Genomic DNA, 24,228 nt, shown 5'->3' on the forward strand with positions numbered 1-24,228 from the left:
CGAACGAGCGTCCGCTGCTCTCCGGCAATTATGCATGACTGCAGACTTGTCGAGACCGCTTCGTCACCCCCCGTTCAGGGGCATGTACGGCTCGGGTGCTACGCCTGCTTGCGCGACTTCGGCGCCTTCGGCGGAAGCTCGGCCACGGCGGCGAGGGACCGCTCGACCCAGGGAGCGATCAGCTCGGGCTTGTCCGACCAGTCCGCCGGGAGTCCGACATAGCCTCCCATCGGCCGTTCGGCCGGCCCGAAGGGTCCTGTCCCCTCGATCGCCGCGAGTTCGTCGCGTGCGTCGTCGTCGAGCACCTTCACGCCGATCACGTCGCCGAAGAGGCCCGCGAACATGTTGCCGTGAACGAACGCACCGAGGTTGCCGAACATGGGCTTGACCTCGACATCGGGCGCGTCGGGAACGACCGAGCGGAACAGCGCCTTCGTCTCTTCGCCGGGCTTGGGGATGTGCACGTCAGGCGCCCATCGCCTTCGGAACATTGTGGATGTTCGCGGCCTCGGTCGCGACCTGCTTGGCGATCATGCCCTTCACGAGCACCATCGCACCCTTCGGGGTCAGGTCGATCGTGAAAGTGACCTCCGTGGTCCCCGGCACGATCTCCTGCAGCACGAACGAGCCGACCGGGCGGGCGGGGCCCGCGATGGTCTCGAAATCGAGGCGGGTCGGTGCGTCGTAGCGCGTGATCCGGTAGTCGCCCTTGATCGCGCGACCGCCGGGGCCTTTCATCGTCTGCGCGTAGGTCGTCCCGACGCCCGGTCCGGTATCCACCACCAGCTCGATCGAGACGACGTCGGGTCGCCACTTCTGTTCGTTCATACCGTCGGCGAGGAACTCGAACACCTCTGCGATCGGCCGGTTCACCGTCACAGTCTCCGCTGCGTGCGCCATCCCTGCTCCCTACGGTTCTTTGCGTGCGCGGCTCGGCTGCACACGCGGCGGTTCGCCCGGCATCTTCGGATAGTCGGGCGGGAACGGAAGCTCGCCGAGCCCGTTCGCGAGATCGCGGGCCCACCATCCGAGCAGCTGATCGATCGAACCGGGGGCGGCCCCGAAATCGGCCCACGGATCGCCGACGGTGCGCAGGCGGTCCGGAACCGTCAGCACCGTGAAGGCCGTCGGATCGGTCGTCTCCAGTTCGTCCCAGGTGAGAGGCGTCGATACGGGAGCATGCGCGAGGGCGCGCGGGCTGTAGGCGCCGGCGATCGTGCGGTCGCGGTTCGCCTGGTTGAAGTCCACGAAGATCCGCTCCCCGCGCTCCTCCTTCCACCAGGCGGTCGTGACCTGGTCGGGCATCCGGCGCTCGAGCTCGCGGGCCGCTGCGATGACGGCGTGGCGCACATCGAGGAACTCCCGCACGGGCTCGATCGGGGCGAACACGTGCAGGCCGCGATTGCCCGAGGTCTTGATGAAGGCATCCAGTCCCGCTTCGGCGAGCACTTTGCGCAGTTCGATGGCGGCAGGGATCGCGTCGTCGAAATCCGTGCCCGGTTGCGGATCCAGATCGATACGGAGCTGGTCGGGGTTGTCCGAGTCCTCGGCGCGAGACGGCCACGGGTGGAAGACGATGGTGTTCATCTGCGCGGCCCACACCGCAGCGGCGGGCTCGTCGATGACGAGTTGCGGATGCGACCGCGCACTCGGGTAGACCACCATCACAGAGCGGACGTAGTCCGGCGCGCCCTTCGGCGGGTTCTTCGAGAAGAACTGTTCGCCGTCGATTCCCTCCGGAAAGCGCTGCAGGGACACCGGGCGATCGCCGTTCGCCGCGACGAAGGCATCGCCGACCGCGATGAGGTAGTTCGCGAGGTCGAGCTTGGTGAAGCCCAGTTCGGGCCACAGCACGCGGCTGGGACTCGAGATGCGCACCTCGCGATCGCCGGAAGGACCCTTCACCGTCAGGACAACAGCTTCGCTCGCCATGCGACAACCGTACTCGCTGGGAGTTCGCTGGAGAACGGTTTCGCGCCGTGCACATCCGGGCGCTTGCACGAAACGCGCACCCATCGGTCGTAGGCTGGCACGGTCATGAGGATCATCAGCTACAACCTGCGCAAACATGCCGCCGGCGGTGAGATCGCCGATCTTGCGGACGAATACGACGTCGACGTCCTGTGCCTCCAGGAGGCCGACAGCGAGGCGCTGCCCGACCGGCTCGGCCACCTCGTGCTCGCGGACTCCACCAAGACGAACCGCCTGGGACTTGCCATCTACACGAGCGCCGAGCGCTACGACATCCGGTCGACGAAGGTCTTCGCGGTACACAAGTCGATGCACGACCGGGTTCTCGCCCCGGCGCACGAACGCCTTCTCGCCGCCCACCTCGTCGACCGCGAGACAGGCCAGGATGTGCTGGTCGGGTCGTTCCATGCGGCGCCGCTGACCGCATCCAATTCGCTGCGCCGCAAGCAGATCGCGGCAGCCCACGAGGGCATGCGATCGCTCGCGGCCGGCCTGCCCGCGGTCATGGTGGGCGACTTCAACTATCCGTGGTTCATCCGCGGACTCGAGCGGCGGCTGACCACCTCCGGGTACGAGCTCATGCGCAGCACCGAGCCGACCTACGCGCGATACAAGTTCTTCACCGGATACTTCGACTTCGTGACCTCGACAGGGTTCAGCATCGATCGCGTGGATGTGCTCCCCGCCGGAGCCTCTGACCACAGACCGATCAGTCTGGCCGCCCACATCACCGCCACCGCCTGAGCCCTCGACCGGGCGCCGCCGACGGCGTACCGTTGAGCCCAGCCACGGGGTGAGGCGATGGACTGGCTGGCTGCGAGCGATTACTGGTTTGCACGTGAGGTGCTGCAGCGCGGCACGGCCGCGATCTACCTGGTCGCGTTCCTCTCCGCCGTCAACCAGTTCCCGGCGCTCCTCGGCGACCACGGCCTGCTGCCGGCCCCCGAGTTCCTGAAGCTGAGCTACGCCCGCCGGCAGCCGACGCTCTTCCGCTGGCGTTACTCCGACCGGCTCCTGCTGACCGTCGCATGGTCGGGAGCGGCGGTGTCCGCCCTGCTGGTGGCGGGCATCCCCCAGCTCGCGCCCGGCTGGGTTCCGCTCATCCTGTTCCTGCTGGTCTGGCTCGCCTACCTGTCCATCGTGAACATCGGCCAGACCTTCTATGCGTTCGGCTGGGAGAGCCTGCTGCTCGAAGCCGGGTTCACCGTCGCGTTCCTCGGCGGCAGTCAGGAGGCAGCGCCGATCACGGTGATCGTGCTGGTGCGGTGGCTGGTCTTCCGGCTCGAGTTCGGCGCCGGGATGATCAAGATGCGCGGCGACCGGTCGTGGCGCGACCTCACGGCGTTGTTCTACCACCACCAGACGCAGCCGATGCCGAACCCGGTCAGCCGCTACGCCCACCTGCTGCCGAAGTGGTTCCACCGCATCGAAGTGCTTGGCAACCACTTCGCCCAGCTGGTCGTGCCGTTCTTCCTGTTCGCACCGCAGCCGGTCGCATCCATCGCAGCGGCGATCGTCATCCTCACCCAGGCGTGGCTGGTGCTGACCGGCAACTTCGCCTGGCTGAACGTGATCACGATCGTCCTGGCGTTCTCGGCGGTGAGCAATCCGGTCCTGCACACTGTGCTGCCGGTCATCCCGGCGCACGGGCCGACGGATGCGATGCCGCCCTGGTTCGCATTCGTGGCGCTGACCGCCTCCGCGCTCCTGATCGCGCTCAGCTGGTGGCCCGCCGCCAACCTGCTGTCGCGCCACCAGCTGATGAATGCCAGCTTCAACCGCTGGCACCTCGTCAACGCCTACGGAGCGTTCGGGAGCGTCACCAAGGAGCGCTACGAGGTCGTCGTCGAGGGAACGAGCGCCGAGCAGCCGACGGGCACCGCGGAATGGAAGGCCTACGAGTTCAAGGGCAAGCCCGGCGACCCGCGGCGGATCCCCCGCCAGTTCGCCCCGTACCACCTGCGGCTCGACTGGCTGATGTGGTTCCTCGCCCTCGGCTCCCGCGACACGCACTGGTTCCTCGCGTTCCTGGCCCGGCTGCTCGAGGCCGACCCTCGCACGCTGAAACTCCTGCGTGTCGACCCTTTCGGGGGAACACCGCCGAACTGGGTTCGGGCCAGACTGTATCTGTACCGGTTCGCGACGCGACGCGAGCGGCGGGATGAAGGGGTGTGGTGGATGCGCGAAGAGGCCGGAATACTGGTCCCCCCGATCTCGCGGGCCACGCAGGCCCGCCGCGGGTACGGACGATGATCGACGCGACGGTCGTCGGCGCCGGTCCGAACGGCCTGGCGGCAGCGGTGACGCTCGCCAGGGCGGGCCTCGAGGTCACGCTCGTGGAGCGGGCATCGACCGTGGGGGGCGGCATGCGCACGGCCGAGCTGACGCTGCCGGGATTCCGTCACGATGTGTGCTCCGCCGTGCATCCTGCAGCGCTCGCGTCACCGTTCTTCCGCGCGTTCGGGCTGACCGAGCGCGTGCCGTTCATCATTCCGACCGCGTCGTACGCGCATCCGCTCGACCACGGGATCGCCGGCATCGCCTGGCACGACCTCGATCGCACGGCCGAGGACCTCGGGCGGGACGGCAACGCCTGGCGCTCGCTGTTCGGCCCGCTCGTGGAGCGCATCGATTCCCTGACCGGCTTCACCGGGTCGCAGTTGCTGCGCATCCCACCGCATCCGTTGGACGCACTTGCGTTCGGACTGCGCGTGCTCGAGCAGGGCACTCCCGCCTGGAACGAACGCTTTCGGGAACGCGTGGCACCCGCGATGCTGAGCGGAGTGTCCGCCCACGCGATCGTCGCCCAGCCGTCGCTCGCCGCCGCGGGAACAGGGCTGCTGCTCGGCGCCCACGCCCACGCGGCCGGATGGGGATTCCCGGTCGGCGGCTCGCAGGCCATCGCGGATGCGCTCGCCGCCGACCTGCGCGCCCACGGCGGACGCATCGTGCTCGACAGCGAGGTGAGGGGCCCCGGCGATCTCGAACCGTCGCGGGTGACGCTGCTCGACACCTCCCCGGACTTCCTCGCCCGGTTCGCCGGCGACCGGCTCCCCGACGGCTACCTGCGTGCACTGCGGCGCTTCCCCCGCGGTCCCGGAGTCGCGAAGGTCGATTTCGCTTTGTCAGCGCCGGTTCCGTGGACGAATCCGGATGTCGCCCTTGCCCCGACCGTGCACCTCGGCGGCTCGCGGGGTGCCATCGCCCGCGCCGAGCGCGAGGTGACGCGCGGACGCATCCCGTCATCCCCGTTTGTGCTGGTCACCCAGCCGAGCATCCTCGACGACACCCGCGCGCCCGCCGGCAGGCACACCCTGTGGGCGTATGTGCACGTACCGGCCGGGTCGATCTACGACCCTGCCGAGGCGATCATCCGCCAGATCGAACGGGTGGCGCCGGGATTCAGGGAGACGATCCTCGCCAGCGCGACGATGACCGCGCGGGATGTCGCGGCCAACAACCCGAACGATGTGGGCGGGGAGATCATGGGCGGCGCGATGAGCGTCTACCGACTGGTCGACCGCCCGGTGCTGTCGCCGACGCCCTGGGAGACCCCGGCCGACGGCGTGTACCTGTGTTCGGCGTCCACCCCTCCCGGGCCGTCCGTGCAGGGGATGAACGGATGGTATGCGGCGCGCCAGGCCGCACGGAGGCACTTCGGCATTGAGGTGGCCTTCGACGACCTGCGTCCGGCGTCGCCCTAGCCCCGCGCACAGGTACTGAACGAGCGCACAGGGTGGACCGTGGGCGGTCGTTCAGAAGGTTGGCGACGGGGGTCTAGCCGACGAGCAGCAGCACTCCCGCGGCAAGCGACGCCAGGGCGATGAGCATGGCGATCCAGAGCAGGGCCGCGTGCACCCGCAGGAAGCGCGTCGGGCGGCCGGAGGCATCCCTCGCCCGCGGATCGTCGGCGACGCGCTTGTAGAAGCGCGGCCAGGCGATCACGTTGAAGAGCGCGTTGACGAACAGGACGATGGCGGCGAAGACGATCATGGTCCGTCCAGCCTACGAGCCGGATCAGTAGCCGCCGTACCCGGCGCGCTCCTCCGCGAGCTTGGCCAGGTCGCGCCGGATGAGCAGGTTGAGGCGGGCCGGGCGCTCCCGCTCGTAGTTCTCCTTGGTCGCCTCGACGCCGGAGAAGGCGTCGAGGGAGGCCTCGATCGCCGACCCGATCTCGTGCCACGCGTCGTCGCGGGCCGTCTCGATGAGCTCGGTGAGGGCGTCCTCGTCCTCAGCCCGCCGCCGCAGCGCTGCCGCCAGCTCTTCGGCGACGCGTTCGCGGCGGCGCAGGTTGACCGTGTCGATCGACCGGTAATCGTGGATGTGCTCGCCCTGGCCCTCGAGTGCGAGGGCGAACCTTCGCTCTTCGGCGATACGCGCACCACCCGCATCCGATTCGTCGGCGAGCTCCCGGAGCGCGTCGGCCGCGACCGGAAGGTAGCGCTTGGTCGCGAACCCTATGTCGGTGCGGATGGCGTCGACGACGATGCGGTTCTTGACCGTCATGCGGGCCGAATACTCAGCGATCATAAGGCCCTCCTCGAGGGCGTGGTCGAGGGTCGTCGGCGCGGGCGATTCGAGGAGGGACTCGTCGAACGGGCGCATGGCTGGCGCGGCAGGGCGGCGTCTGCGTCCGAACCAGCGCATCCAGTCCCGCATCCATTCCCCTCCGTCGCAGTTCCCTCCCACTATTGTCGCGGGTCGGGCGATTTCGTTCTCGACCGTGTCGGGCCTATCGTCGTCGGGGCGGGATTCAGCGGCCACGGCTTCATGTCCACGCCCACGGTCGGCCGCATCCTGGCCGACCTCGCGCTGACCGGAACGCCGGCGCATCCCGACTTCTCCCTCGCGCGGTTCGCCTGACCGTGCCCGCCACGAACGGAAAGCACATGACGGACACGACCATCGAGCTCGCGGCGCCCGCTGGCGGAGAGACGACCATCGTGCGTGTCGACTGGAACGACGAACGCGCTGTCGCGCTGCGCGCGGCGATGGATGCGGAGATCGCGCCGCGCTACGCCGACCTGGCCGACAGTGCGGACGCCGAGCGCGCTGCGGAGGTCGCCCGGGCGTTCGCGATCGACCCCGCCGACATCGCAGCCACCTACCTCGTACTCGACGGCGATGCTCCGGTCGCCCATGCCGCTCTACGCTCGCTCCGCGGCGAGTGGGAGTTGAAACGTCTGGTGACGCTGCCCGCGTGCCGGGGTCGCGGCCACAGCCGAGCGCTGATCGCCGCCGTCGAGTCGGATGTCGTGCTCCGCGGCGGACGCCGGCTCATCCTGCAGACGGGTGACCGCCAGCCCGAGGCCGTGCGACTGTATGAGGGGCTGGGTTTCACGCGCATCCCGGTGTACGAGCCCTACCTCGCCATCCGCGAATCGCTCTGCTTCGAGCGCATCCTGTAGCGCCGCAAGCGAAACACAGGGTCACATGCCGTGCGGGCGAGGGTGGTCATCGGCTATGACCGTAGGACCATGTCTCGCATCTTCACCAGTAAGACGAACCCCGGCCGCGCCCGCTGGGAGCTCACCGTCAGCCCTGCCGGGGACGTGTACGCCTTTCCGCTGACGCTGCCCATCGCCGACCGCCAGGTGCTCGGCGGCCACTCCCGCTACCTGGTCGGTCACCTCGTCGAGCACGACGGAACGTGGACGGCCACGGCCGCATACGGGCTCATCCTGGGGACGACGTTCCGTCACCGGCAGTCCGCGCTCGCGGCGATCGCCGACGAGGCCGAGCTGCGGCCCGTTTCGTAGGACGCCGCCGCGTGCATCCGTTCAGAGCCGGGTGAGTCCGTCCGCGATCACCACGAAACCGACGAGCACGAGGATCAGCGCCGACACGACCCGGTTGTTGTTCTCCAGCCACTTCCGCGCGTTCACCAGCGGTATCTCTGTGCGGCCGGGCGCCACCAGCCGCGCGATGACCGGAATGGCGACCGTGGACGCTGACACGAGGGTGTAGATCACGATCACCACCACTGCCTCGCCGGGCGAGAGTCCGTCACCGCGCAGCGACAGACCCGCCGCGGCGCTGAGCAGGACGGCCTTCGGGCGCACGTTGAGGAGCAGGGCGAAGCCGAACGACGACCACGGGCCGAACGAGCTCACCGCCTCGAGCCACCGGGGAACACCCGTCGCCGGCTTGCGCCTCCCCCGCGCCCAGTTGAAGACCGACAGTGCGATGAGGGCGGCGCCGATGACGATGAGCGCGGTACCGAGGACGACCTGCGACCGCTTGGGAACGCTTGCGGGGACCGCCTGCGCGACCTCGAGAAGGATCACCAGCACGAGGGCGATGCCGAGGATCCAGCCGATGAGGAAGGGAATCGATGACCGGTTCCTGTTCTTCGACAGCAGGATGAGGATGGTCGCCATGATCGGAATGGAGCTGAGCGCGAACGCGACAGCGAGCGGCAGCACATGCCCCACAGCTGCCAGCATGGTTCCCGTCGCCTTCCGGGACGGCGCGCGGACGCCCCTTCGTGAAAGATAGTTCGTACCCCGCGCACGTCCACATCACCCCGTTGGGATGATGTACCCACTGTCGCGCGTCCCTAGCGTAAGCCTCATGAGCGGCACTCAGGGATTCCCCAGGGGCACGAATATCCTCGTCGCCCTGGGCGCGGCGACGCTGACCGCGATCGGCATCAGCTCGATCAAAGGCATCCTCGCGCCGGTGCTGCTCACTCTCATCCTGACGATCTGCGCGAACCCGGTGCGGACGGGATTGCTGAAACGCGGAGTGCCGGGCGGACTCGCGACCGGTTCGGTCATCCTCGTGGTCTTCGGGCTGCTGGCCGGCTTCACTTACACGCTCATCCTCGCCACAGCCCAATTCGTCGCGATGCTTCCGACGTATTCTGAGCAGTTCAAGCAGATCGGAGCGGCCATCTCGTCGTGGCTGGCCAGCCTCGGCGTCGGTCCCGAACAGGTGCAAGCGGTCGAGAACGGACTCTCGCCCGCCAATCTGGGCCACGTCATCTCAGGTGTCCTCGGCAGTGTGGCCAGCATCACCGGAGCGCTCGTGATCATCCTGACCATGATGATCCTGATGGCGGCCGATGCCGCATACGCGCGCACGATCCTCCACCAGCTGGGGACCCGCAATCCCGACCTGGTCGAGGCATTCACCTCGTACGCCTCGAATGTCCGCCGCTACATGGTGGTGACGACGGTGCTCGGCGTCATACAGGGAACCCTGAACGCGATAGCGCTCTACATCCTGCACGTTCCCGCCGCACTCCTCTGGGGCCTCCTGGCGTTCCTCTGCAGCTTCATCCCGAACATCGGCTACTTCTTCGCGCTGATCCCGCCGCTCGTGTTCGGCTTCCTCGTGGGCGGCTGGCCGACCGTGATCGCAGTCGTGATCGTCTACGGTGTGATCAACGCGGTGGTCCAGTCGATCATCCAGCCCCGCGTCGTCGGGCACGCCGTCTCGCTGAGCCAGACGATCACATTCTTCTCGGTGCTGTTCTGGGCGGTCGTGATCGGTCCGATCGGCGCGATCCTTGCGATTCCGCTGACGCTGCTCGGCAAGACGATCCTCGTCGACTCCAATCCGGCGGCGCGCTGGTGGCGACCGGCACTCGGCCCCACGACGGAGACCCGCGATCTGCAGAAGGCCGAAGAGGCCGAGGCCAAGCACGAGCGCAAGGATCGGCGCGACGCCAAGAAGCACCCCGCGCCTCCCGCTGCCCCCACGCCATCCGACGCCTGAGGGCACTCGTCGACCACAGGAAAAGCACCTCATTCTGCCTGGATGAGGTGCTTTTTCCTGTGCTCGCGTAGAGGGTGCAGGGCTAGAGGCCGGTCTGGGCCTCCAAGCGGTGGGACGCGATCGCCTCGAGGAACGTCTCGTAGTCCCGTTCGTTCTGGTCGGCATACGCATCGGCGAAATCGGCGATCAGTTCATCGAAGCGGCTGCTGCCGCCCATGTATGCGGCGATCGCCACCCGGTCGCCCGAGCGGGCGTGGGCACGCGCCAGCGTCTCACCGCAGATCTGCGCGTAGAGCTTGAGTCCGATCGCGCGGACCTTCTCGATGTCGATCGAGCCCTTCCAGTCGTGCAGCTGCCGGAGGTAGAAGTCGCGCACCTGGCCGTCGTAGCCCTTCACGGTCTGCCAGCCGAGGAAGATATCGCTCGCCGACTGCATCAGCCGTTGCCCGCGGACGACGCGTTCGCCGTGCGACGAGAACTCGCTCGGCGACAGGAAGCGCTCGAGCACCGACGGCTGCGCCTCCTTCGCCTGCAGCAGAAGGTAGTCCTTGGCATTGCGGCCTTTGAGCAGAACGACCCACGCCCGGGTACCGACGCTTCCGACCCCGACGACCTTCCTCGCCATGTGCAGGTAGGAGTACTCGTTGATCGGGTGCTGCTTCAGAAGGAGGGTTTTCGTGTAGTCCTCTATGAGGCGCACGATGATGGCTTCGTTCTCCCGGCGCTCCAGCGGGTCGGGGATGATGTTCTCGATCGGTTCGATCAGCGGCGGATCGGGCAGGATGCGCAACTCGCCATCCACCTCGCCCACCAGCTTCTCGAACGCGCCCATGCTGTCCTTCGTCCGGGCCTTCGCGATGATCTGGGCGGTGCGCTCCGTCTGCTGGGCGCCGGCCTTCTCCTCGCGCTGCTGCTGCTTCACCCACTCGAGCATCTGGTTGGCATCCATGTGGTCGTACCAGGCGTCGAGGACGGGGATGGATGCGGAGTACCGCATCTGCTTGCGGTACCCGCGGGCGGCCGCGATCGTCGACTCGCGCCGCTCTTCCTGCGTGAAGCCGCGATACCGTGCCGCGATCTCGAAGCTCGTGACCAGTCGTTTGAGGTCCCATTCCCACGGTCCGGGCAGCGTCTCGTCGAAGTCGTTGAGGTCGAAGATCATCGTTCGCTCCGGGGTGCCGAAGAGCCCGAAGTTCGAGAGGTGGGCGTCACCGCAGAGCTGGGTGGTCATCCCGGAGTTGAGCGTGCCGGACAGGTCGGAGGCCATGATCAGTGCTGCGCCACGGTAGAAGGCGAAGGGCGAGACCATCATCCGTCCGTACCGGATGGGCACCAGCTCGGGCACGCGGCTCTCGGCCTGCGCCTCGAGCAGCGACACCGGATCGAGGCGGTCGTCCGGCGGCTCCCACAGCGACTGGACGGATCGCGGCGTCCGCTCGCGCGCGGCACGGCCGAGCGACTCCCTCGCTTCGAAGTCGTTCAACGGGACATCGATCGACGACACCATGACGGATCCTTTCAGTTGACCCCGGCGGTCAGTGGGTGAACGACGTGACCAGTCCTTCTGTGGGCATCGGGGATTCGAGCGCATCGAGGTACGCGGTGGCCTCGGCGATGTCGCGCACGAGACTCTCGGCGAGGTTGCGGCTGAGCCCGTTGCGCACGACGATGCGCTGGACGACGATGTCGGTCAGGTCCTCGGGCATCGGGTAGGCGGGGATCAGCCAGCCTTTGAGACGCAGCCGCTCCGAGAGGTGGTACAGGTTCCACTTGTCTGTGTGGCCTTTCGCCAGCTGCCAGGCGAAGACGGGGATGTCGCTGCCGTCGTTCCAGAGCTCGAAGGCGGGCATCCGGCCGATCTCGCCCGACAAGTACAGCGCGACCTCCTGCGACGCCTTCTGCACGCGGTAGTACCCGTCGAAGCCGAGGCGGAGGAACTGGTAATACTGCAGCAGCACCTGGGCGCCCGGACGCGAGAAGTTGAGGGCGAAGCTCGGCATATGGCCGCCGAGGTAGGTGACGTCGAAGATCAGTTCCTTCGGCAGGTCGTCGACGGTGCGCCAGACGACCCAGCCCAAGCCCGGGTAGACGAGGCCGTACTTGTGCGCTGACGTGCTGATCGAGGCGACCCGCGGGACCCGGAAGTCCCACGGCAGGTCGGGCTGCAGGAACGGAGCGATCATGCCACCCGATGCGCCGTCCACGTGGATGGGGATGTTCAGCCCGGTCGACTCCTGGATGCGGTCGAGAGCCTGTGCGATCTTCTCGACAGGCTCGTACATGCCGGTGTAGGTGACGCCCATGATGGCGACGACGCCGATCGTGTTCTCGTCGACGTACTTCTCGAGGTCGGAGCCGTCGAGGACCTTGTGCTCGAGCGAGATGGGGACGTATCGGGCTTCGACATCCCAGTAGTTGCAGAATTTCTCCCAGCAGACCTGCACGGCGCTGGAGAGGATGAGGTTGGGCTTGTCGGCGGCCTTGCCCTCTGCACGCCGCGCGAGCTGCCATCGCCGTTTGAGAGCGAGGCCGGCCAGCATGCACGCCTCGGACGACCCGATCGTCGATGTCCCGATGGCGTTCTCCGGGTCCGGCGCGTGCCACAGACCCGCCACCATCTTCCAGCACCGCGTCTCGATGGCTGCGGTCTGCGGGTACTCGTCCTTGTCGACCATGTTCTTGTCGGCCGACTCGGCGTAGAGCCGGCTCGCGAACGCGTCCATGTAGGTGCCGACGAACGTCGCGAGGTTCAGCCGGGAGTTGCCGTCGAGCATGGCTTCGTCGTGCACGATCTGGTAGGCGGTCTCGGGGAGCGATTCGCCGGGCGGGATCGTGTTCAGCGGAAAGTCCGTCGATTCGCCCGGGCGGCTGAAAAGTGGATTCAGCTGGTTCTGCTCTCCGTTGCCGGTGAAAGCCTGGGGCACAGCGCCGGGTTTCAGAGTCGTCTTCGTCGTCGTCTTGACCGTCCTCATGCCTGCCACGCTAAGAACTCACGCGGGCGAGGGCATCATCCGATCGGGGTGATGTGCTGCGCGTGTCGGGTTCAGGCCTTGTCCGGCTTGGCGACCTTCGTGTCCAGCGCTCCCTGGGCGGCACCCGAGCCGGACGCGCCCCCACCCTGGCCGCGGAGGAGGAAGGCGGCGCCGACGGCGACCACGGCGCCGGCGATCGGCCCGAACACGTAGACCCAGTAGGACGTCCAGTCGCCCGCGAGCAGGTCCGGCCCGAACGTGCGCGCCGGGTTCATCGAGGCGCCCGAGATCGGGCTCGCCCAGAGCCCGGCGAGGATGATGTAGGCGCCGACGCCGAACGCGCCGATGATCCCCAGGTTCTGGGCGCCGGATGCGGTGCCGAGGATCACGCTGACCAGGCCGAATGTCAGCACCAGTTCCATGACGAACGCGATCCCGGCCGCGTACCCGCTGGCCGGGTAGTTCGAGCCGTACTTCGCAGAGACGGGCAGCACACCGGTGAGGAACCAGGCAGCGAGGGATGCACCGGCCAGCTGCACGAGGATGTATCCGGGCACGCGCGACCACGGGAAGTCGCCGCGCAGGGCGAATGCGATGCTCACGGCCGGATTCAGGTGCGCGCCGGACACCTTGCCCATGAAGAGGATGATCGCGAAGACCATGAGGCCCGGGGCGGTCACTGCGTCCGTCCGGGTGATCGTGTTCGGGAACGCCTGGCCCATCATGCCGCCACCGGCGGCGACGAGCACCAGCAGGAAGGTGCCGAAGAGTTCGGAGAAGAGCCGCCGCCACTCCTGGGAGCTGTCGTGGAAGTCTTCGATGGCCCTGTCCACACTGACCGGCAGATGCACGATGCGTCCGTGAACCAGGTCGGACAGCACTACGTCCGCAGACTTGTCGAGTTCGTTGTCGTCGCTCATGGCGACAATGTAGTCCTTGCACAGTGCCCGGCGCTCACCCGGACAGGATGATGTCGCCGCGGCGGCAGGGCACTACTTTCGGTGGGGTGAGAGCTGACCCGGTGTTCCGGCTGCGGCGCGAGGCGTGGGGCTTCGCGATCGGCTCGCTGTTCTTCATGGTCGGCGCTGTGCCGTTCTACGCCGAGGCGGTCGGCGCGACGATCGACAACCTGACGTTCTTCGTCGGTGCGCTGTTCTTCACGGCCGCGGCACTCATCCAGCTGGGCCTGAGCGGCCGGCGTCCGCCGCGCCGTCGGACGAACCGCCCGGACACGTTCGACTGGTGGTCGGCGGCCGTGCAGTTCGTCGGGACGCTCTTCTTCAACGTCAGCACGACGGATGCCCTCGTGCACGCGATCAACGATGCGGCCACGGTGAACAGCGGGTGGCGCCCGGACGTGTTCGGATCGATCTGCTTTCTGGTCTCGAGTGCCTTCGCCGGGGTCGCCACGACCGAGCGGGACCGGCTCTGGGACCCGCAGGCGCGCACGTGGCAGTGCACGTGGCTGAACATGACGGGATCCGTGCTGTTCGGTGTGTCCGCGATCGGTGCATACGTCATCCCGTCGACCGGCGACCTGCTGAGCCTGTTCTGGGCGAACGCGGGCACCCTCCTGGGCGCCGCCTGCTTCTTCATCGCGGCCCTGCTGAGCAGGCCGGCGCGGGTGCCGACGTCGGCGTCCGTCCAGCCGCACTAGATGCGTCTTGCCGCACGTGGTCTACCGCGTGCAGCGAGACGAAAGTCGTGCGACGAGCAGCGACGAGCAGCGACGGGGAGGGGCGGGCGGTGAGCGTCAGGCGGGGACGGATGCGCGGACGGCCCAGGCGCGCGCCACGAGCGCGATGGACCCGTCCGGCCGGATCGGCAGTCGCTCGCGGACGCGGTCGCGCAGCCGCCCGCGGGCCGCTTCGTCGAGCGACAGCAGGTAGGTCGGTGCAGGGCCCTGGCCGCCGAGGAAGGGCTGCCAGTAGTCGTCGAAGTCGGTGAACGTCGTCGGAATGTCGATCGATCGCGCGTGCTGACCCGTGAGACCGGCTCCCGCGAAGAGCTCCTCCAGCCGCCCGGGGTCGCTGATCGGAAACCGGGTGCCCTCATCCGGTGCGCGGGGGTCCAGTTCGACCGCAGCATCCCAGAAGTACCGCATCAGCTGCATGTGACCGGCGTAATCCCAGACGTAGGCGGCGACAGTGCCGCCCGCGCGCGTCACGCGCTTCGCCTCCGCGACTGCGGTTCGGGCATCCGGAACGAAGTTCAGCACCAGCCCCGAGACCGTGACATCGACGGATTCGTCGGGAAGGGGAAGCGCCTCCGCATCCGCACGGTGAAGCTCGGCTCTCGCACCCAGCCGTTGCTTCGCGTCCGCCAGGAACGCCTCGGACGGTTCCACGCCGACGACGGACGCAGGGTCGCAACGATCGAGGATCCCGGCGGTGAGCGCGCCCGTGCCGCAGCCGACATCGAGCCAGCGCAGGCCACCCGGCAGGTCGAGCCACTCGAGGAACACTTGGCCCACGCCCGTGCTCCAGCGGCCGACATAGCGCTCATAGGCGCTGCCGCTCTCCCAGGTGTCGTGCTCGTCGGTCCGTGTCACGGCATCCTCCTCACCTTCGCGGTTGCCGGCTCTTCCAGTGTCCTCCGACTCGGGCGAGATTTCGTCAGTCTTTCGGCTCGGATGTGGCTCGGCCGCTTACCGTCGCGGCGGGTTGTGAGCTCTGCACCCAACACGCCGGGGGTGACGGTGCAGAGCTCACATCTCGTGCCGGATTCTCCTGCGTCTCCGCTCAGCGGCGTCTCGGGCTCAGCCGAACGTCGCGAGGATTCGCTCCATGAGATGGGGCGCCAGTGATCCGTCCGTCTCGAGCACGACCGTCACCGGTCGCGCAGAGCCCGACGCATCAGCAGTGTCGAGCGCGCGGGTGCGTCCGCGCTCGGGGCCGTCGCTCACATCCACCTCGATGGCGACCCTCGGCGAGCGCACGGAGCCGAGTCCGCCGACCAGTACCGCCGCAGCGAGCGGGTCGTGCAGCCCGCACCCGGGCCGACCGAGATAGGAGACGTAGAACTCGAAGTACTGCTCCAGCATGACCCCCAGGTTCCGGGGAAGCGGATGCGAGGACGCCAGCAGCCGCTGCCGGTCCGGCTCCTCGAGCAGGTGCTGCAGTGTGACGTCCAGCGGCACGAGCGTCAGCGGCCACGCGGCCTCGACGACAGCGCGCGCCGCTTCGGGATCGTGACCGATGTTCGCTTCAGCGATCGGATTGATGTTGCCCGGCACGTACACGGCGCCGCCCATCACGATCACCTCGCGGACCCGTGTCGCGATCGTGGGATCGCGCTCCAGTGCGATGGCGAGGTTCGCGAGCGGGCCGACGGCCAGAACCGTCAGGTCGCCGTCGTACTCGTGGGCGAGGCGCACGAGCATGGCCGCGGCGTCCTCGTCGACCGGCTGCAGTACCGACGGCGGAAGCTGGACGCCGCCGATGCCGTTCCCGCCGTGGACATCCGGTGCCCCTCCGGCATACGACCCGACAAGCGGGTCGTGCGCGCCGACCGCAACAGGCACCTCGGGATGGCCCGCGAGCGCGAGCAGGTCGAGGGTGTTGCGCGCCGCCTGGGCCGCGTCGGTGTTACCGCTCACGGAGCCGATGCCGACGATCTCGACCTCGGGCGACGCAAGCAGGTAGGCCAGGGCGAGCGCGTCGTCCACGCCTGTGTCGCAGTCGAAATACAGCGGTCGTCGTGCGCCGGTGGTCACAGTCCCTCGTCTCTTCGCTCCAGCGATCCTAGCCCGCTGCTCCAGCACGAAAGTGACGGATGTCAACCCCTGCTGCGCGGGGGCCCGCGGGAGTTGAGTGAGCGTCATGAAACACCGAAGACTCCAGACGTATGCCCATCTCGGGGTGGATGTCGTCGAGATCTCCCTCTCCGAATGGCGCGTGAGTCTGGCGGGCGGCGACGAAGCCGACCCCCGCTCCCTCCTCGGTTTCGTGCAGCAGGTCGATGGGATGTTCGAGGTGACCGAGATCTGCCGGCCGGGCAGGCGGACCTACCATCGTCGGTTCGAGGAGGCGCTGGCCCAGCTGCGGGACGCTCCCACGCTTCACCAGGTTCTCGAGGTGACCTCGGTCGCTGAGCCGGCCGGTGAGGGAGGCTGGATGTGGCGCTCCCGCGCCCGACACCGCTGAACAGCCCGAGCCGCTCGCCGCATCCGTCTGAGCGTTCACGCAGTGCGGAGCGACTCCGTGGCCGGGCCTTCCAGCACCTCACCGTCGGGCGCGAACCGTGATCCGTGCAGCGGGCAGTCCCACGAGAGCTCGGCGTCGTTCCAGTGCACGATGCCGCCGAGGTGGGTGCACACCGCCGATAGGGCGCAGGTGCGGCCGTCGATCGTGGAGACGGCGACCGGGTGCCTTCCGGCGTGCCCGACATGCCCCGTGCCCTCTGCGGGCGGACTCGTCTCCTCCGCGATCTGCGGCCCTGTGGTCTCGGTGGCGACCCAGTCCTTCGTCATCGTGGCGGCGACCACGGCGTTGCGTCCGATTCCGGCGGCGAGGTCGGCTGCGTGTGTCACGCGGTGATGCAGCACCTCGGCCCAGTCCAGCTTCTCTCCGGTCAGGTCGGCGGTCAGGCTGAGTGCTGCCGCGACTCCGTTCGTCATGCCCCATTTGTTGTAGCCGGTCGCGACGTAGACGCGCCCGCGGCCACGCGGGAACCACCCGACGAAGGGGATCAGGTTGCCGGAGCGGTAGTCCTGCGCCGACCAGCGGTGCGCCTCGACGGCACCGGGGAAGTTCTCGATGCCCCACTGCGCTAATCCGTCGACGTAGCTGCGCTCCGAGTCGACCCGGCCGGTGGGGTGCCCGTTGCCGCCCACGAGCAGCAGCTCGCCGCCGGGATCGGACGCCGTGCGGAGTGAATGGGTGGGCCGTTCGATCGAGAGGTACATGCCACGGGGGATCGCCTCCGACCCTCCCGGCACCCGCAGCGCGATGACGTACGACCGGCGCACGTCGGTCTTGGCGAAGTAGAGGCCGCGCTCGAGGATGGGCGCGCCGGTCGCCAGGACCACCGCGTCAGCGGTCATCGGCCCGGATGCGCAACTCACCGTCGCCGGCTTGCCCGCATCCACCCCCACCACCCTCTCGCCTTCCACGATCACTCCCCCGGCCGCCCGCACGTCGGCCGCCAGAGCGAGCAGTACGTCCATCGGATCGAACTGGGCCTGGTCGCGCAGCCGAAGCGCGCCCTCGATCGGGAAGGGCAGTTCCGTGTCGTCGTCGCGTTCGACCGCGAGACCGGCGACGCGGGACGCCGCGAGTTCCGCATCCAGGAGCGCGACGCCGTCCACGGTCGTCGCGAACGTCCAGGCATCTCTGCGCTGGACCGGGACCGAGCGCGCATCGAGGTAGTCGAGGAGCCAGCGGCGCCCGGCCAGGTTGCCGTCGACGTAGGCCTGGAGCACCCGGTCGTTGGTGTGGTGGCGGATGCTGCCCAGCACGTCGCCCTGCAGAAGGCTGAGCTTCGCCGAGGTGTTCCCGGTCGCGCCCGCACCGATCCTGCGTGCTTCGAGCACGGCGACGCGCTTGCCCGCCCTGGCGAGCAGGAGCGCTGTGGTGAGCCCGGTGATCCCGGCGCCGACGACGATCGTGTCGACGTGTTCGCCCGCCCGGTACGGATCGGTGTCGGCACGGCCCGCGCGTGCCAGCCAGAGAGAAGTCATTTCGCCGTCTCCTGCCGTGAAGGCCCACGCGGCACGGGGCCTTACGCGGCACGGTACGCCTCATCGGTGTCCAATGGTCGATCCGGGCGAAACTTCGGCCAGACTGGACTCGCACCGCACGATGCGGTCTATCGGCGAGAAGAGGACCCATGGCTGAACCGGGTGACGGCCGCGTCGCCGTCTACATCGACTTCGACAACATCATCCTGTCGCGTTACGACCAGGTGAACGGGCGCAATGCGTTCCAGCGCGACCGGGCGAAGATCGCTGCAGGCGTGGACTCGGACCCGGATGTCGCGGAGCGGCTCGCCCGCGCCCGGGTCGACCTCGGTGCGGTCATCGACTTCGCGTCCTCGTTCGGCACCCTGGTGCTGACCCGGGCCTACGCGGACTGGTCGGCCCCGATGAACGCGGACTACCGCGGCCAGCTCGTGGGCAGGGCCGTCGACCTGGTGCAGCTGTTCCCGGCCGCCGCGTATGCGAAGAACGGGGCCGACATCCGGCTCGCAGTGGACGCGGTGGAGGACCTGTTCCGTCTTCCCGACCTGACCCACGTAGTGATCGTGGCCGGCGATTCCGACTACATCGCGCTCGCGCAGCGCTGCAAGCGCCTCGGCCGGTACGTGGTCGGGGTCGGGATGGCGGGCTCGACGAGCAAGACCCTCGCGGCGGCGTGCGACGAGTTCGTGAACTACGACGACCTGCCGGGGGTCGAGCGAGTGGTGCGCGAGCCCGCCAAGGCGGCGCCTGCGGCCGCGCAGGCCCCTGCGGCGGCACCGACGAAGGAGAAGCCGGCGAAGAAGACATCCGGGCGGGTGGTTGCGGATGCTGTCGTCGAGCAGGCCGAGCCGGTTGCGGCCGGCGCTGACACCCAGCCGGGCACCGAGTCCGAGGCCGCTTCCGCACCCCCGCGCTCACGCCGCAGGTCGCGGTCGGCCGGTCCGGCGGACGCTGCAGGAGCCGACGCGCTCGAGATCGCCGAACCCGAGCAGGCAGAGTCCGAGCCGGAGGAGCCTGCCGAGGACCCGCAGGCCGTCGCCAGCCGGCTGCTGGAGCGCGCGCTCCGTCTCGGCCACGAGAAGGACGATGCCGACTGGCTCCACAGCTCGTCGGTCAAGTCGCAGATGAAGCGCATGGATCCGTCGTTCAGCGAGAAGACGCTGGGCTTCCGGTCGTTCTCGGACTTCGTGAAGTCGCTCCCCGAGATCGCGGAGCTCGACGAATCGAGCACGACGCGCCTGATGAGACTGGCACCGGAGCGCGCATCAGCCTGACCCCGCGCACCGACCGTGGAATGAATCCCTACTGAGAAGCGTTCTCATGAGAGGGAAGGAAACCACTCATGAAGGTACGCAACTCACTCCGTTCGATGAAGACCCAGCAGGGATCGCAGATCGTCCGCCGCCGCAACCGCACATATGTCATCAACAAGCTCAACCCGCGCTTCAAGGCCCGCCAGGGCTGAGCGCGAAGCCGTCACCCTCGGGCACAGGGTCCTGACACCGGGGCAACGTCTCTTCGGGGAGGACCCTGTGCCCATCCGCGTATTGGGGGCGCGCGAACGGGATCGTTTCCAATAGCATTCGGAGCGCGGGGAGTTCACACCGCACAACGGTTCGGAGCGGAGCGGGCTATGGGAACCCTCGTCTACAACGGCACCTCCGAGTTCACGTTCGACGACCGTGTGCTCGGGCACCTGCAGATCGTGATCGGCCTCAAGCTCCGCCGCCGCGAAGGCTTCATGATGACCTGGACGGACCGGACCGGCGGCGGCGATGGCGTCGTGAGCACCGTCTGGATCGATCCCTCGCTCAGCCTGCTGTTCCGCTACTCGGGCCCCGGAATGCCCCCGGTCAACAAGGACTGGCTGATGCTGTTGACGGAGTCGTCGAACTCGTCCTCGGGTCTGCGACTCGACGACGAGATCCGGGCGGAGATCCGCGAGGAAATCCCTGAAGGGACCGCCGCCAAGCGCAGGGGGCGCCCGGGCGCACTCTGACCCTTCGCGTCAGGTCCCTTCGCGTCAGTTGACGCCGGGGATCGCCACCCAGCGCAGGGCGAGCACGATCCAGGCGGCCGTCAGGATGAGCGCGACGATCGTCATCGCGCTCCCACCGCGCCGGCCGGGCAGCACGAGCTGCACCACCAGCACGATCACCGTGATGACAGCGAGCGTCACCGAGCCGAACGGGATGGCCGGGAAGAAGAGCGAGAGCACGAAGAGCGCGCCGACGATGATCTCGATGACCGCGAGGATGGGCGTGCCGCGCCCGCGGGTGCGTGCGGCGCCGTCGACGACGGCGAGCACTCCGCCGACGAGGCCGATGAGCAGGAGCCAGGAGAGTGTGATCACGGTGTGGATAGTACGCCCAACGCGCGCAGGCGGCCGTGCGAAACCCGTGGTTGTCTCTCCTGCCGCTCAGGCGTAGCGTCGCCTGTGATGTGTCAGCAGGGGAGCTGACCTCGAAGGAGTGGACCGTGATCCGTCGCCGTTTCGTCCTGCCCGTCGCCGTGACCACGTTCGCGCTCGCCGCGATCGGCCTGAGCTCCGTCAGCGCACAGGCCGCGACCGAAGCGACCGGGTCGCCGGGAGCGGTCAGTCACCAGGGCCAGTCGCGCAAGGACTGCGTCGGCACCGCCCGCAACACGGGCTCGAAGATCTGGTTCACCGTAGCGAACGGCGTCCTGAGCGACGTCTACGCTCCGACCGTCGACGCGACGAACGTGGAGACGATGCAGTATCTCGTCACCGACGGCTCGACCTTCGCCGACCTCCAGGAGCGCGACACGACCTACACCGTCGCGTCCGACCCGACCGGCATGACCTGCACCGTCACCTCGACCGCGAAGAGCGGCGCCTACCGCCTCGTGAACACCTACCTGACGGACCCCGCCCGCGACAGCGTCGTCGTCCACACCAAGTACGTTCCGCTGACGAAGAGCGCCCGGGACTACGGGCTCTACCTGCGACTGGATGCGAACGCCGGCGGCAACGGCGGGGGCGGCTCCGCGAACGGCGGCGCCGACAGTGCCGTCGTCGACACGTCGACGGGAACCCCGGTGCCCGTCACGTACGACACGCACACGACCAGCCAGGCGAACCGCACGGCGTACGCCGTACCGTCGTTCCTCGCTCTGCGCGCGGACCAGCCGTTCTCGGCCGTGAGCAGTGGATTCGTCGGGACAGCGAGCGACTCGATCACGCAGCTGGACAGCATCCACTCGCTCAGCCCCGCCGCAGCGACCGCCACCGGAGGCAACGTCGAGCAGACCGTCGGCATGAAGCGCGACCGCAGCGGCTCGGCCACGGTCGCTCTCGGCTTCGGAACCTCACAGGCCCAGGCCGTCGCTACTGCTGGCTCGACCGCGCGCACTCCGCTCGCACTGCTGACCGCCACCTACCTTGCGGGCTGGCTGAAATACGACGCCGGTCTCAAGCGGCCCGCCCTGAACGGCACAGCGCTCACCAGCAGCCAGCGCAGGACGGCCCTGCTCGACTACTACCAGTCGGCGAACGTGGTGAAAGCCTCGGAGGACAAGACCTTCCCCGGCGCGATCGTCGCCGGGCTCGACGCCCCGTGGGGCCAGTCCATCGTGGCCAACGACCCGAACAACCTCTTCACCAGCGGCTATCGCGAAGTGTTCTCGCGCGACCTCTACGAGGCCTGGACCGCGCTCTACACCGACGGCGACCTCGCGACCGCCCGCGACACCGTGCGCTTCCTGCTCACGAAGAGCCAGCAGGCGAACGGGTCGCAGCCGCGCAACTCTCTCGTCGACGGCACGAAGGCCGCGGATGCGTTCAACGACCAGCTCGACGAGACGGCCTACCCGATCCTCATGGCCCTCCAGTCCGGCCTCGCCTCCGACAACACACTCTGGCCGCACATCCGGAGCGCGGCCGACTTTTTGATCAGCCACGGCCCGAGCTTCGGCGTCGAGCGCTGGGAGGAGCAGACCGGATACTCGCCGTCGACCATCGCCGCCGAGATCGCAGGCCTCATCGCCGCGGCCACCATCGCCGATACGCACGGGGATGCGGCGAGCGCACGGGTATGGCGCGCGACGGCCGACCAGTACCAGCGCACGATCACGACCTGGGGCGTGACGACGACCGGACCGCTGTCGACCTCGCCGTACTTCATCCGTCTCTCCAAGACCGGCGACCCGAACGCTGCGATCTCGTACAACGTCGGCAACGGCGGCCCGACCCTCGATCAGCGTTCGATCGTCGACGCCGGCTTCCTCGAGTACGTGCGCCTCGGCATCCTGCCGGCCACGGACCCGGTCGTGGCGAACTCGCTGGCGGTCACCGACGGCACCATCCAGCACCAGACGGCGAACAGACCCGGCTGGCTGCGCTACAACGGCGACGGCTACGGCGACTGCGTGGCAGGCTCGGGCAATGCATGCACCATCACCGGTGCGCCGTGGACGAACGGCAACAGTGGAACGGGACACCCGTGGCCTGTGCTCGGCGCCGAGCGGGCGCAGCAGTACCTTGCCCAGGGCAAGTCCGGCAGCGCCGCCTCGGTCCTCGTCGCGATCAATGCGATGAACTCCGGCGCGGGCCTCGTCCCCGAGCAGGTGTGGGACCGTCCCGACCTGGCGCGGGCGCCCTACGGCTCCGACCCGGCCACCGCATCCATCGGGTTCGTGAACGGCGAGGCCGACGGATCCGCGTCGCCGCTGTCGTGGGGCTCAGCCTCGCAGGTGCGGCTCACCGCCGACCTGGCAGCGGGACGCAGCGTCGAGCAGCCCGCGCAGGTGCGCGACCGGTACGTCGCCCACAGCCAGAAAGGCACGGCCCTGACCGTCACGTCGCCTGTCGACGGAACGGCCGCCGGCTCGACCATCACGGTCGCCGGCACCGCGGCTCCGCACGCGACGATCGACGTGGCGGATGTGGCGACAGACGGGAACTCGGCCACGACCCTCGCGAAGACCACGGCGGCCGCTGACGGTACTTTCAGCATCGACCTCACTTCGGCAGCGGGCACGAACGTGCTCGTCGTCACGAGCACCGCGCCGGGAGGCGGAACGGCGCAGACCGTGCGGTCCGTCGTGAACGACGTCGTCAACGGAACACTCATCTTCAGCGCGGACGACCCGACCGGCGACGACAACGGGCCGGGGACGTACGCGTATCCGACGGCCGGCGACTTCCATGCCGGAGCTTTCGACCTGACGAAGTTCCAGGTGTATGACACCGGCACGACGGTGACCTTCCGGGTGCAGACCGCCGACCTCACCCCGACGTTCGGGTCGACCAACGGAGCGCAACTCGTAGACGTGTACGTCGGCCAACCCGGAGCCGCCAGCACCTCGACGGCGTCGAGCTACCCGGGGATGAACTATCAGGTCACCCCGGCCTGGAGCCGGCTGATCGAGGCGCAGGGCTTCCCCGGCAGCAAGATCCTGGATGCGTCCGGCACCTCGACCGGCACGGTCACGGTGGGTGCGAACCAGGTCTCGCGGTACATCACGTTCAGTGTCGACAAGGCGGCCCTCGGCGGCACTCCCGCGAGCGGCTGGACTTTCGCGGTCACGCTGACCGGGCAGGACGGCACCCACGGCGTCGACCAGACGCGGGCGTTCACGAGCACGCCGGGGCAGTACAGCTTCGGGGTCTGCGCGACCGGGGTGTCCAACCCGCTCTGCGCCGGCGATCCCAACACCGTGCCCAAGGTGATGGACACGATTCCTCCGGCAGGGGTCACCCAGGCCGACGAGCTGGACTTCCTCACCCACAACCCCGTCGTCGTCCACGGGCTGACCGTCCCCTGACCCGTCGAGCACAGGAAAAGTCACCTTCTCGGCAAGGATCGGGGGAACTTTTCCTGTGCTCGACGGCGTGGATGGCGAACGACACGGGCGGGCAGG

25 protein-coding genes are annotated in these 24,228 nt (G+C 68.4%); 12 read left to right on the forward strand and 13 right to left on the reverse strand.

The genetic code is table 11. From position 1 onward, the window contains the following. Positions 1 to 98: 98 nt before the first annotated feature. Genes ACV7NN_RS03155 through ligD form a run of 3 tightly spaced genes read right to left on the reverse strand, consistent with a single transcriptional unit; the run spans position 99 to position 1,932 of the window. Positions 99 to 464, reverse strand: coding sequence for a TfoX/Sxy family protein (locus ACV7NN_RS03155; RefSeq protein WP_463348131.1), 366 nt, complete (start codon positions 462 to 464; stop codon positions 99 to 101). Position 465: 1 nt separating this feature from the next. Further along, positions 466 to 900 (reverse strand): SRPBCC family protein, encoded by a 435-nt coding sequence (locus ACV7NN_RS03160; RefSeq protein ID WP_463348132.1) that lies wholly within the window; start codon positions 898 to 900, stop codon positions 466 to 468. Positions 901 to 909: 9 nt separating this feature from the next. Then, positions 910 to 1,932 (reverse strand): non-homologous end-joining DNA ligase, encoded by a 1,023-nt coding sequence (gene ligD / locus ACV7NN_RS03165; RefSeq protein ID WP_463348133.1) that lies wholly within the window; start codon positions 1,930 to 1,932, stop codon positions 910 to 912. Between the two features lie 105 nt (positions 1,933 to 2,037). Here ligD and ACV7NN_RS03170 point away from each other — a divergent pair, with 105 nt between their 5' ends. The 3 genes from ACV7NN_RS03170 to ACV7NN_RS03180 are packed head-to-tail and all read left to right on the forward strand — an operon-like array spanning position 2,038 to position 5,675. Then, a complete protein-coding gene (locus ACV7NN_RS03170; protein ID WP_463348134.1) occupies positions 2,038 to 2,715 on the forward strand; it encodes an endonuclease/exonuclease/phosphatase family protein in 678 nt (225 codons plus the stop codon). Between the two features lie 57 nt (positions 2,716 to 2,772). After that, the gene (locus tag ACV7NN_RS03175) at positions 2,773 to 4,224 is read left to right on the forward strand and encodes a lipase maturation factor family protein (RefSeq protein ID WP_463348135.1); all 1,452 of its coding nucleotides are present in this window, start codon (positions 2,773 to 2,775) and stop codon (positions 4,222 to 4,224) included. Next, a complete protein-coding gene (locus ACV7NN_RS03180) occupies positions 4,221 to 5,675 on the forward strand; it encodes a phytoene desaturase family protein (RefSeq protein ID WP_463348136.1) in 1,455 nt (484 codons plus the stop codon). Before ACV7NN_RS03175 ends, ACV7NN_RS03180 begins: the two co-directional genes overlap by 4 nt. Before the next feature lie 73 nt (positions 5,676 to 5,748). On the opposite strand, the gene ACV7NN_RS03185 is transcribed toward ACV7NN_RS03180, so the two are convergent. Together ACV7NN_RS03185 and ACV7NN_RS03190 are read right to left on the reverse strand one after the other, a co-directional pair. Further along, positions 5,749 to 5,964, reverse strand: coding sequence for an SCO4848 family membrane protein (locus ACV7NN_RS03185; protein WP_463348137.1), 216 nt, complete (start codon positions 5,962 to 5,964; stop codon positions 5,749 to 5,751). Between the two features lie 24 nt (positions 5,965 to 5,988). Next, entirely contained in the window at positions 5,989 to 6,630 is a 642-nt protein-coding gene (locus tag ACV7NN_RS03190) for a hypothetical protein (RefSeq protein ID WP_463348138.1), read from the reverse strand. 230 nt (positions 6,631 to 6,860) lie between these two features. Between ACV7NN_RS03190 and ACV7NN_RS03195 the strand changes: the two genes are divergently transcribed. Both ACV7NN_RS03195 and ACV7NN_RS03200 read left to right on the forward strand, forming a co-directional pair. Then, positions 6,861 to 7,379 carry a GNAT family N-acetyltransferase gene (locus tag ACV7NN_RS03195; protein WP_463348139.1) on the forward strand — a complete coding sequence of 173 codons (519 nt, stop codon included), beginning with the start codon at positions 6,861 to 6,863 and terminating at the stop codon, positions 7,377 to 7,379. Positions 7,380 to 7,448: 69 nt separating this feature from the next. After that, entirely contained in the window at positions 7,449 to 7,730 is a 282-nt protein-coding gene (locus ACV7NN_RS03200; RefSeq protein ID WP_345761169.1) for a hypothetical protein, read from the forward strand. Positions 7,731 to 7,751: 21 nt separating this feature from the next. Here ACV7NN_RS03200 and ACV7NN_RS03205 read toward each other — a convergent pair whose 3' ends face one another. Further along, positions 7,752 to 8,417 carry a GAP family protein gene (locus ACV7NN_RS03205; RefSeq protein WP_463348140.1) on the reverse strand — a complete coding sequence of 222 codons (666 nt, stop codon included), beginning with the start codon at positions 8,415 to 8,417 and terminating at the stop codon, positions 7,752 to 7,754. Positions 8,418 to 8,544: 127 nt separating this feature from the next. Here ACV7NN_RS03205 and ACV7NN_RS03210 point away from each other — a divergent pair, with 127 nt between their 5' ends. Next, positions 8,545 to 9,693 carry an AI-2E family transporter gene (locus tag ACV7NN_RS03210; RefSeq protein WP_463348141.1) on the forward strand — a complete coding sequence of 383 codons (1,149 nt, stop codon included), beginning with the start codon at positions 8,545 to 8,547 and terminating at the stop codon, positions 9,691 to 9,693. Positions 9,694 to 9,775: 82 nt separating this feature from the next. On the opposite strand, the gene ACV7NN_RS03215 is transcribed toward ACV7NN_RS03210, so the two are convergent. The 3 genes from ACV7NN_RS03215 to ACV7NN_RS03225 form a co-directional block, all read right to left on the reverse strand. After that, entirely contained in the window at positions 9,776 to 11,200 is a 1,425-nt protein-coding gene (locus ACV7NN_RS03215) for a DUF2252 domain-containing protein (protein ID WP_463348142.1), read from the reverse strand. 28 nt (positions 11,201 to 11,228) lie between these two features. Further along, positions 11,229 to 12,665 carry a glutamate decarboxylase gene (locus ACV7NN_RS03220; protein ID WP_463348143.1) on the reverse strand — a complete coding sequence of 479 codons (1,437 nt, stop codon included), beginning with the start codon at positions 12,663 to 12,665 and terminating at the stop codon, positions 11,229 to 11,231. A 71-nt stretch (positions 12,666 to 12,736) separates the two neighbouring features. Beyond that, positions 12,737 to 13,585 (reverse strand): MIP/aquaporin family protein, encoded by an 849-nt coding sequence (locus ACV7NN_RS03225; RefSeq protein ID WP_463348144.1) that lies wholly within the window; start codon positions 13,583 to 13,585, stop codon positions 12,737 to 12,739. An 86-nt stretch (positions 13,586 to 13,671) separates the two neighbouring features. Here ACV7NN_RS03225 and ACV7NN_RS03230 point away from each other — a divergent pair, with 86 nt between their 5' ends. Beyond that, on the forward strand, positions 13,672 to 14,322 hold the full coding sequence (locus ACV7NN_RS03230) for a hypothetical protein (RefSeq protein WP_463348145.1): 651 nt from the start codon (positions 13,672 to 13,674) through the stop codon (positions 14,320 to 14,322). Between the two features lie 96 nt (positions 14,323 to 14,418). Here ACV7NN_RS03230 and ACV7NN_RS03235 read toward each other — a convergent pair whose 3' ends face one another. Together ACV7NN_RS03235 and ACV7NN_RS03240 are read right to left on the reverse strand one after the other, a co-directional pair. Beyond that, on the reverse strand, positions 14,419 to 15,216 hold the full coding sequence (locus ACV7NN_RS03235; protein ID WP_463348146.1) for a class I SAM-dependent methyltransferase: 798 nt from the start codon (positions 15,214 to 15,216) through the stop codon (positions 14,419 to 14,421). Between the two features lie 207 nt (positions 15,217 to 15,423). Continuing rightward, positions 15,424 to 16,380: a nucleoside hydrolase gene (locus tag ACV7NN_RS03240; protein ID WP_463348147.1), complete on the reverse strand. Its 957-nt coding sequence runs from the start codon at positions 16,378 to 16,380 to the stop codon at positions 15,424 to 15,426. A gap of 106 nt (positions 16,381 to 16,486) precedes the next feature. Here ACV7NN_RS03240 and ACV7NN_RS03245 point away from each other — a divergent pair, with 106 nt between their 5' ends. After that, the gene (locus ACV7NN_RS03245) at positions 16,487 to 16,810 is read left to right on the forward strand and encodes a hypothetical protein (RefSeq protein WP_463348148.1); all 324 of its coding nucleotides are present in this window, start codon (positions 16,487 to 16,489) and stop codon (positions 16,808 to 16,810) included. A 35-nt stretch (positions 16,811 to 16,845) separates the two neighbouring features. Here the strand turns inward: ACV7NN_RS03245 and ACV7NN_RS03250 are convergent, their stop codons facing one another. Beyond that, a complete protein-coding gene (locus tag ACV7NN_RS03250; RefSeq protein ID WP_463348149.1) occupies positions 16,846 to 18,345 on the reverse strand; it encodes an FAD-dependent oxidoreductase in 1,500 nt (499 codons plus the stop codon). A 149-nt stretch (positions 18,346 to 18,494) separates the two neighbouring features. Here ACV7NN_RS03250 and ACV7NN_RS03255 point away from each other — a divergent pair, with 149 nt between their 5' ends. The 3 genes from ACV7NN_RS03255 to ACV7NN_RS03265 all read left to right on the forward strand — a co-directional run bounded on the left by ACV7NN_RS03255 (position 18,495) and on the right by ACV7NN_RS03265 (position 20,344). After that, the gene (locus tag ACV7NN_RS03255) at positions 18,495 to 19,619 is read left to right on the forward strand and encodes an NYN domain-containing protein (protein ID WP_463348150.1); all 1,125 of its coding nucleotides are present in this window, start codon (positions 18,495 to 18,497) and stop codon (positions 19,617 to 19,619) included. Positions 19,620 to 19,687: 68 nt separating this feature from the next. Next, positions 19,688 to 19,810, forward strand: a complete 123-nt coding sequence (gene ykgO, locus ACV7NN_RS03260) for a type B 50S ribosomal protein L36 (RefSeq protein ID WP_463348151.1) — start codon at positions 19,688 to 19,690, stop codon at positions 19,808 to 19,810. Positions 19,811 to 19,978: 168 nt separating this feature from the next. Then, complete coding sequence (locus ACV7NN_RS03265) at positions 19,979 to 20,344, forward strand: DUF7882 family protein (RefSeq protein WP_463348152.1); 366 nt, start codon at positions 19,979 to 19,981, stop codon at positions 20,342 to 20,344. A gap of 24 nt (positions 20,345 to 20,368) precedes the next feature. Here ACV7NN_RS03265 and ACV7NN_RS03270 read toward each other — a convergent pair whose 3' ends face one another. Next, a complete protein-coding gene (locus tag ACV7NN_RS03270; protein ID WP_463348153.1) occupies positions 20,369 to 20,698 on the reverse strand; it encodes a hypothetical protein in 330 nt (109 codons plus the stop codon). 125 nt (positions 20,699 to 20,823) lie between these two features. On the opposite strand from ACV7NN_RS03270, the gene ACV7NN_RS03275 reads away from it, so the two are divergent. Beyond that, positions 20,824 to 24,132, forward strand: a complete 3,309-nt coding sequence (locus tag ACV7NN_RS03275) for a glucodextranase DOMON-like domain-containing protein (protein WP_463348154.1) — start codon at positions 20,824 to 20,826, stop codon at positions 24,130 to 24,132. Positions 24,133 to 24,228 lie beyond the last annotated feature (96 nt).

This window comes from Leifsonia sp. Ger2509, assembly GCF_055231915.1.

Bases quoted from the DNA above. Each gene is read 5' to 3' on its own strand.
- ACV7NN_RS03185 (WP_463348137.1), bottom strand. From the start codon at position 5,964: ATGATCGTCTTCGCCGCCATCGTCCTGTTCGTCAACGCGCTCTTCAAC.
- ACV7NN_RS03175 (WP_463348135.1), top strand. From the start codon at position 2,773: ATGGACTGGCTGGCTGCGAGCGATTACTGGTTTGCACGTGAGGTGCTG.
- ACV7NN_RS03160 (WP_463348132.1), bottom strand. From the start codon at position 900: ATGGCGCACGCAGCGGAGACTGTGACGGTGAACCGGCCGATCGCAGAG.
- ACV7NN_RS03205 (WP_463348140.1), bottom strand. From the start codon at position 8,417: ATGCTGGCAGCTGTGGGGCATGTGCTGCCGCTCGCTGTCGCGTTCGCG.
- ACV7NN_RS03195 (WP_463348139.1), top strand. From the start codon at position 6,861: ATGACGGACACGACCATCGAGCTCGCGGCGCCCGCTGGCGGAGAGACG.
- ACV7NN_RS03220 (WP_463348143.1), bottom strand. From the start codon at position 12,665: ATGAGGACGGTCAAGACGACGACGAAGACGACTCTGAAACCCGGCGCT.
- ACV7NN_RS03170 (WP_463348134.1), top strand. From the start codon at position 2,038: ATGAGGATCATCAGCTACAACCTGCGCAAACATGCCGCCGGCGGTGAG.
- ACV7NN_RS03215 (WP_463348142.1), bottom strand. From the start codon at position 11,200: ATGGTGTCGTCGATCGATGTCCCGTTGAACGACTTCGAAGCGAGGGAG.
- ACV7NN_RS03210 (WP_463348141.1), top strand. From the start codon at position 8,545: ATGAGCGGCACTCAGGGATTCCCCAGGGGCACGAATATCCTCGTCGCC.
- ACV7NN_RS03200 (WP_345761169.1), top strand. From the start codon at position 7,449: ATGTCTCGCATCTTCACCAGTAAGACGAACCCCGGCCGCGCCCGCTGG.
- ACV7NN_RS03255 (WP_463348150.1), top strand. From the start codon at position 18,495: ATGGCTGAACCGGGTGACGGCCGCGTCGCCGTCTACATCGACTTCGAC.
- ACV7NN_RS03265 (WP_463348152.1), top strand. From the start codon at position 19,979: ATGGGAACCCTCGTCTACAACGGCACCTCCGAGTTCACGTTCGACGAC.
- ACV7NN_RS03250 (WP_463348149.1), bottom strand. From the start codon at position 18,345: ATGACTTCTCTCTGGCTGGCACGCGCGGGCCGTGCCGACACCGATCCG.
- ykgO (WP_463348151.1), top strand. From the start codon at position 19,688: ATGAAGGTACGCAACTCACTCCGTTCGATGAAGACCCAGCAGGGATCG.
- ligD (WP_463348133.1), bottom strand. From the start codon at position 1,932: ATGGCGAGCGAAGCTGTTGTCCTGACGGTGAAGGGTCCTTCCGGCGAT.
- ACV7NN_RS03225 (WP_463348144.1), bottom strand. From the start codon at position 13,585: ATGAGCGACGACAACGAACTCGACAAGTCTGCGGACGTAGTGCTGTCC.
- ACV7NN_RS03190 (WP_463348138.1), bottom strand. From the start codon at position 6,630: ATGCGGGACTGGATGCGCTGGTTCGGACGCAGACGCCGCCCTGCCGCG.
- ACV7NN_RS03180 (WP_463348136.1), top strand. From the start codon at position 4,221: ATGATCGACGCGACGGTCGTCGGCGCCGGTCCGAACGGCCTGGCGGCA.
- ACV7NN_RS03245 (WP_463348148.1), top strand. From the start codon at position 16,487: ATGAAACACCGAAGACTCCAGACGTATGCCCATCTCGGGGTGGATGTC.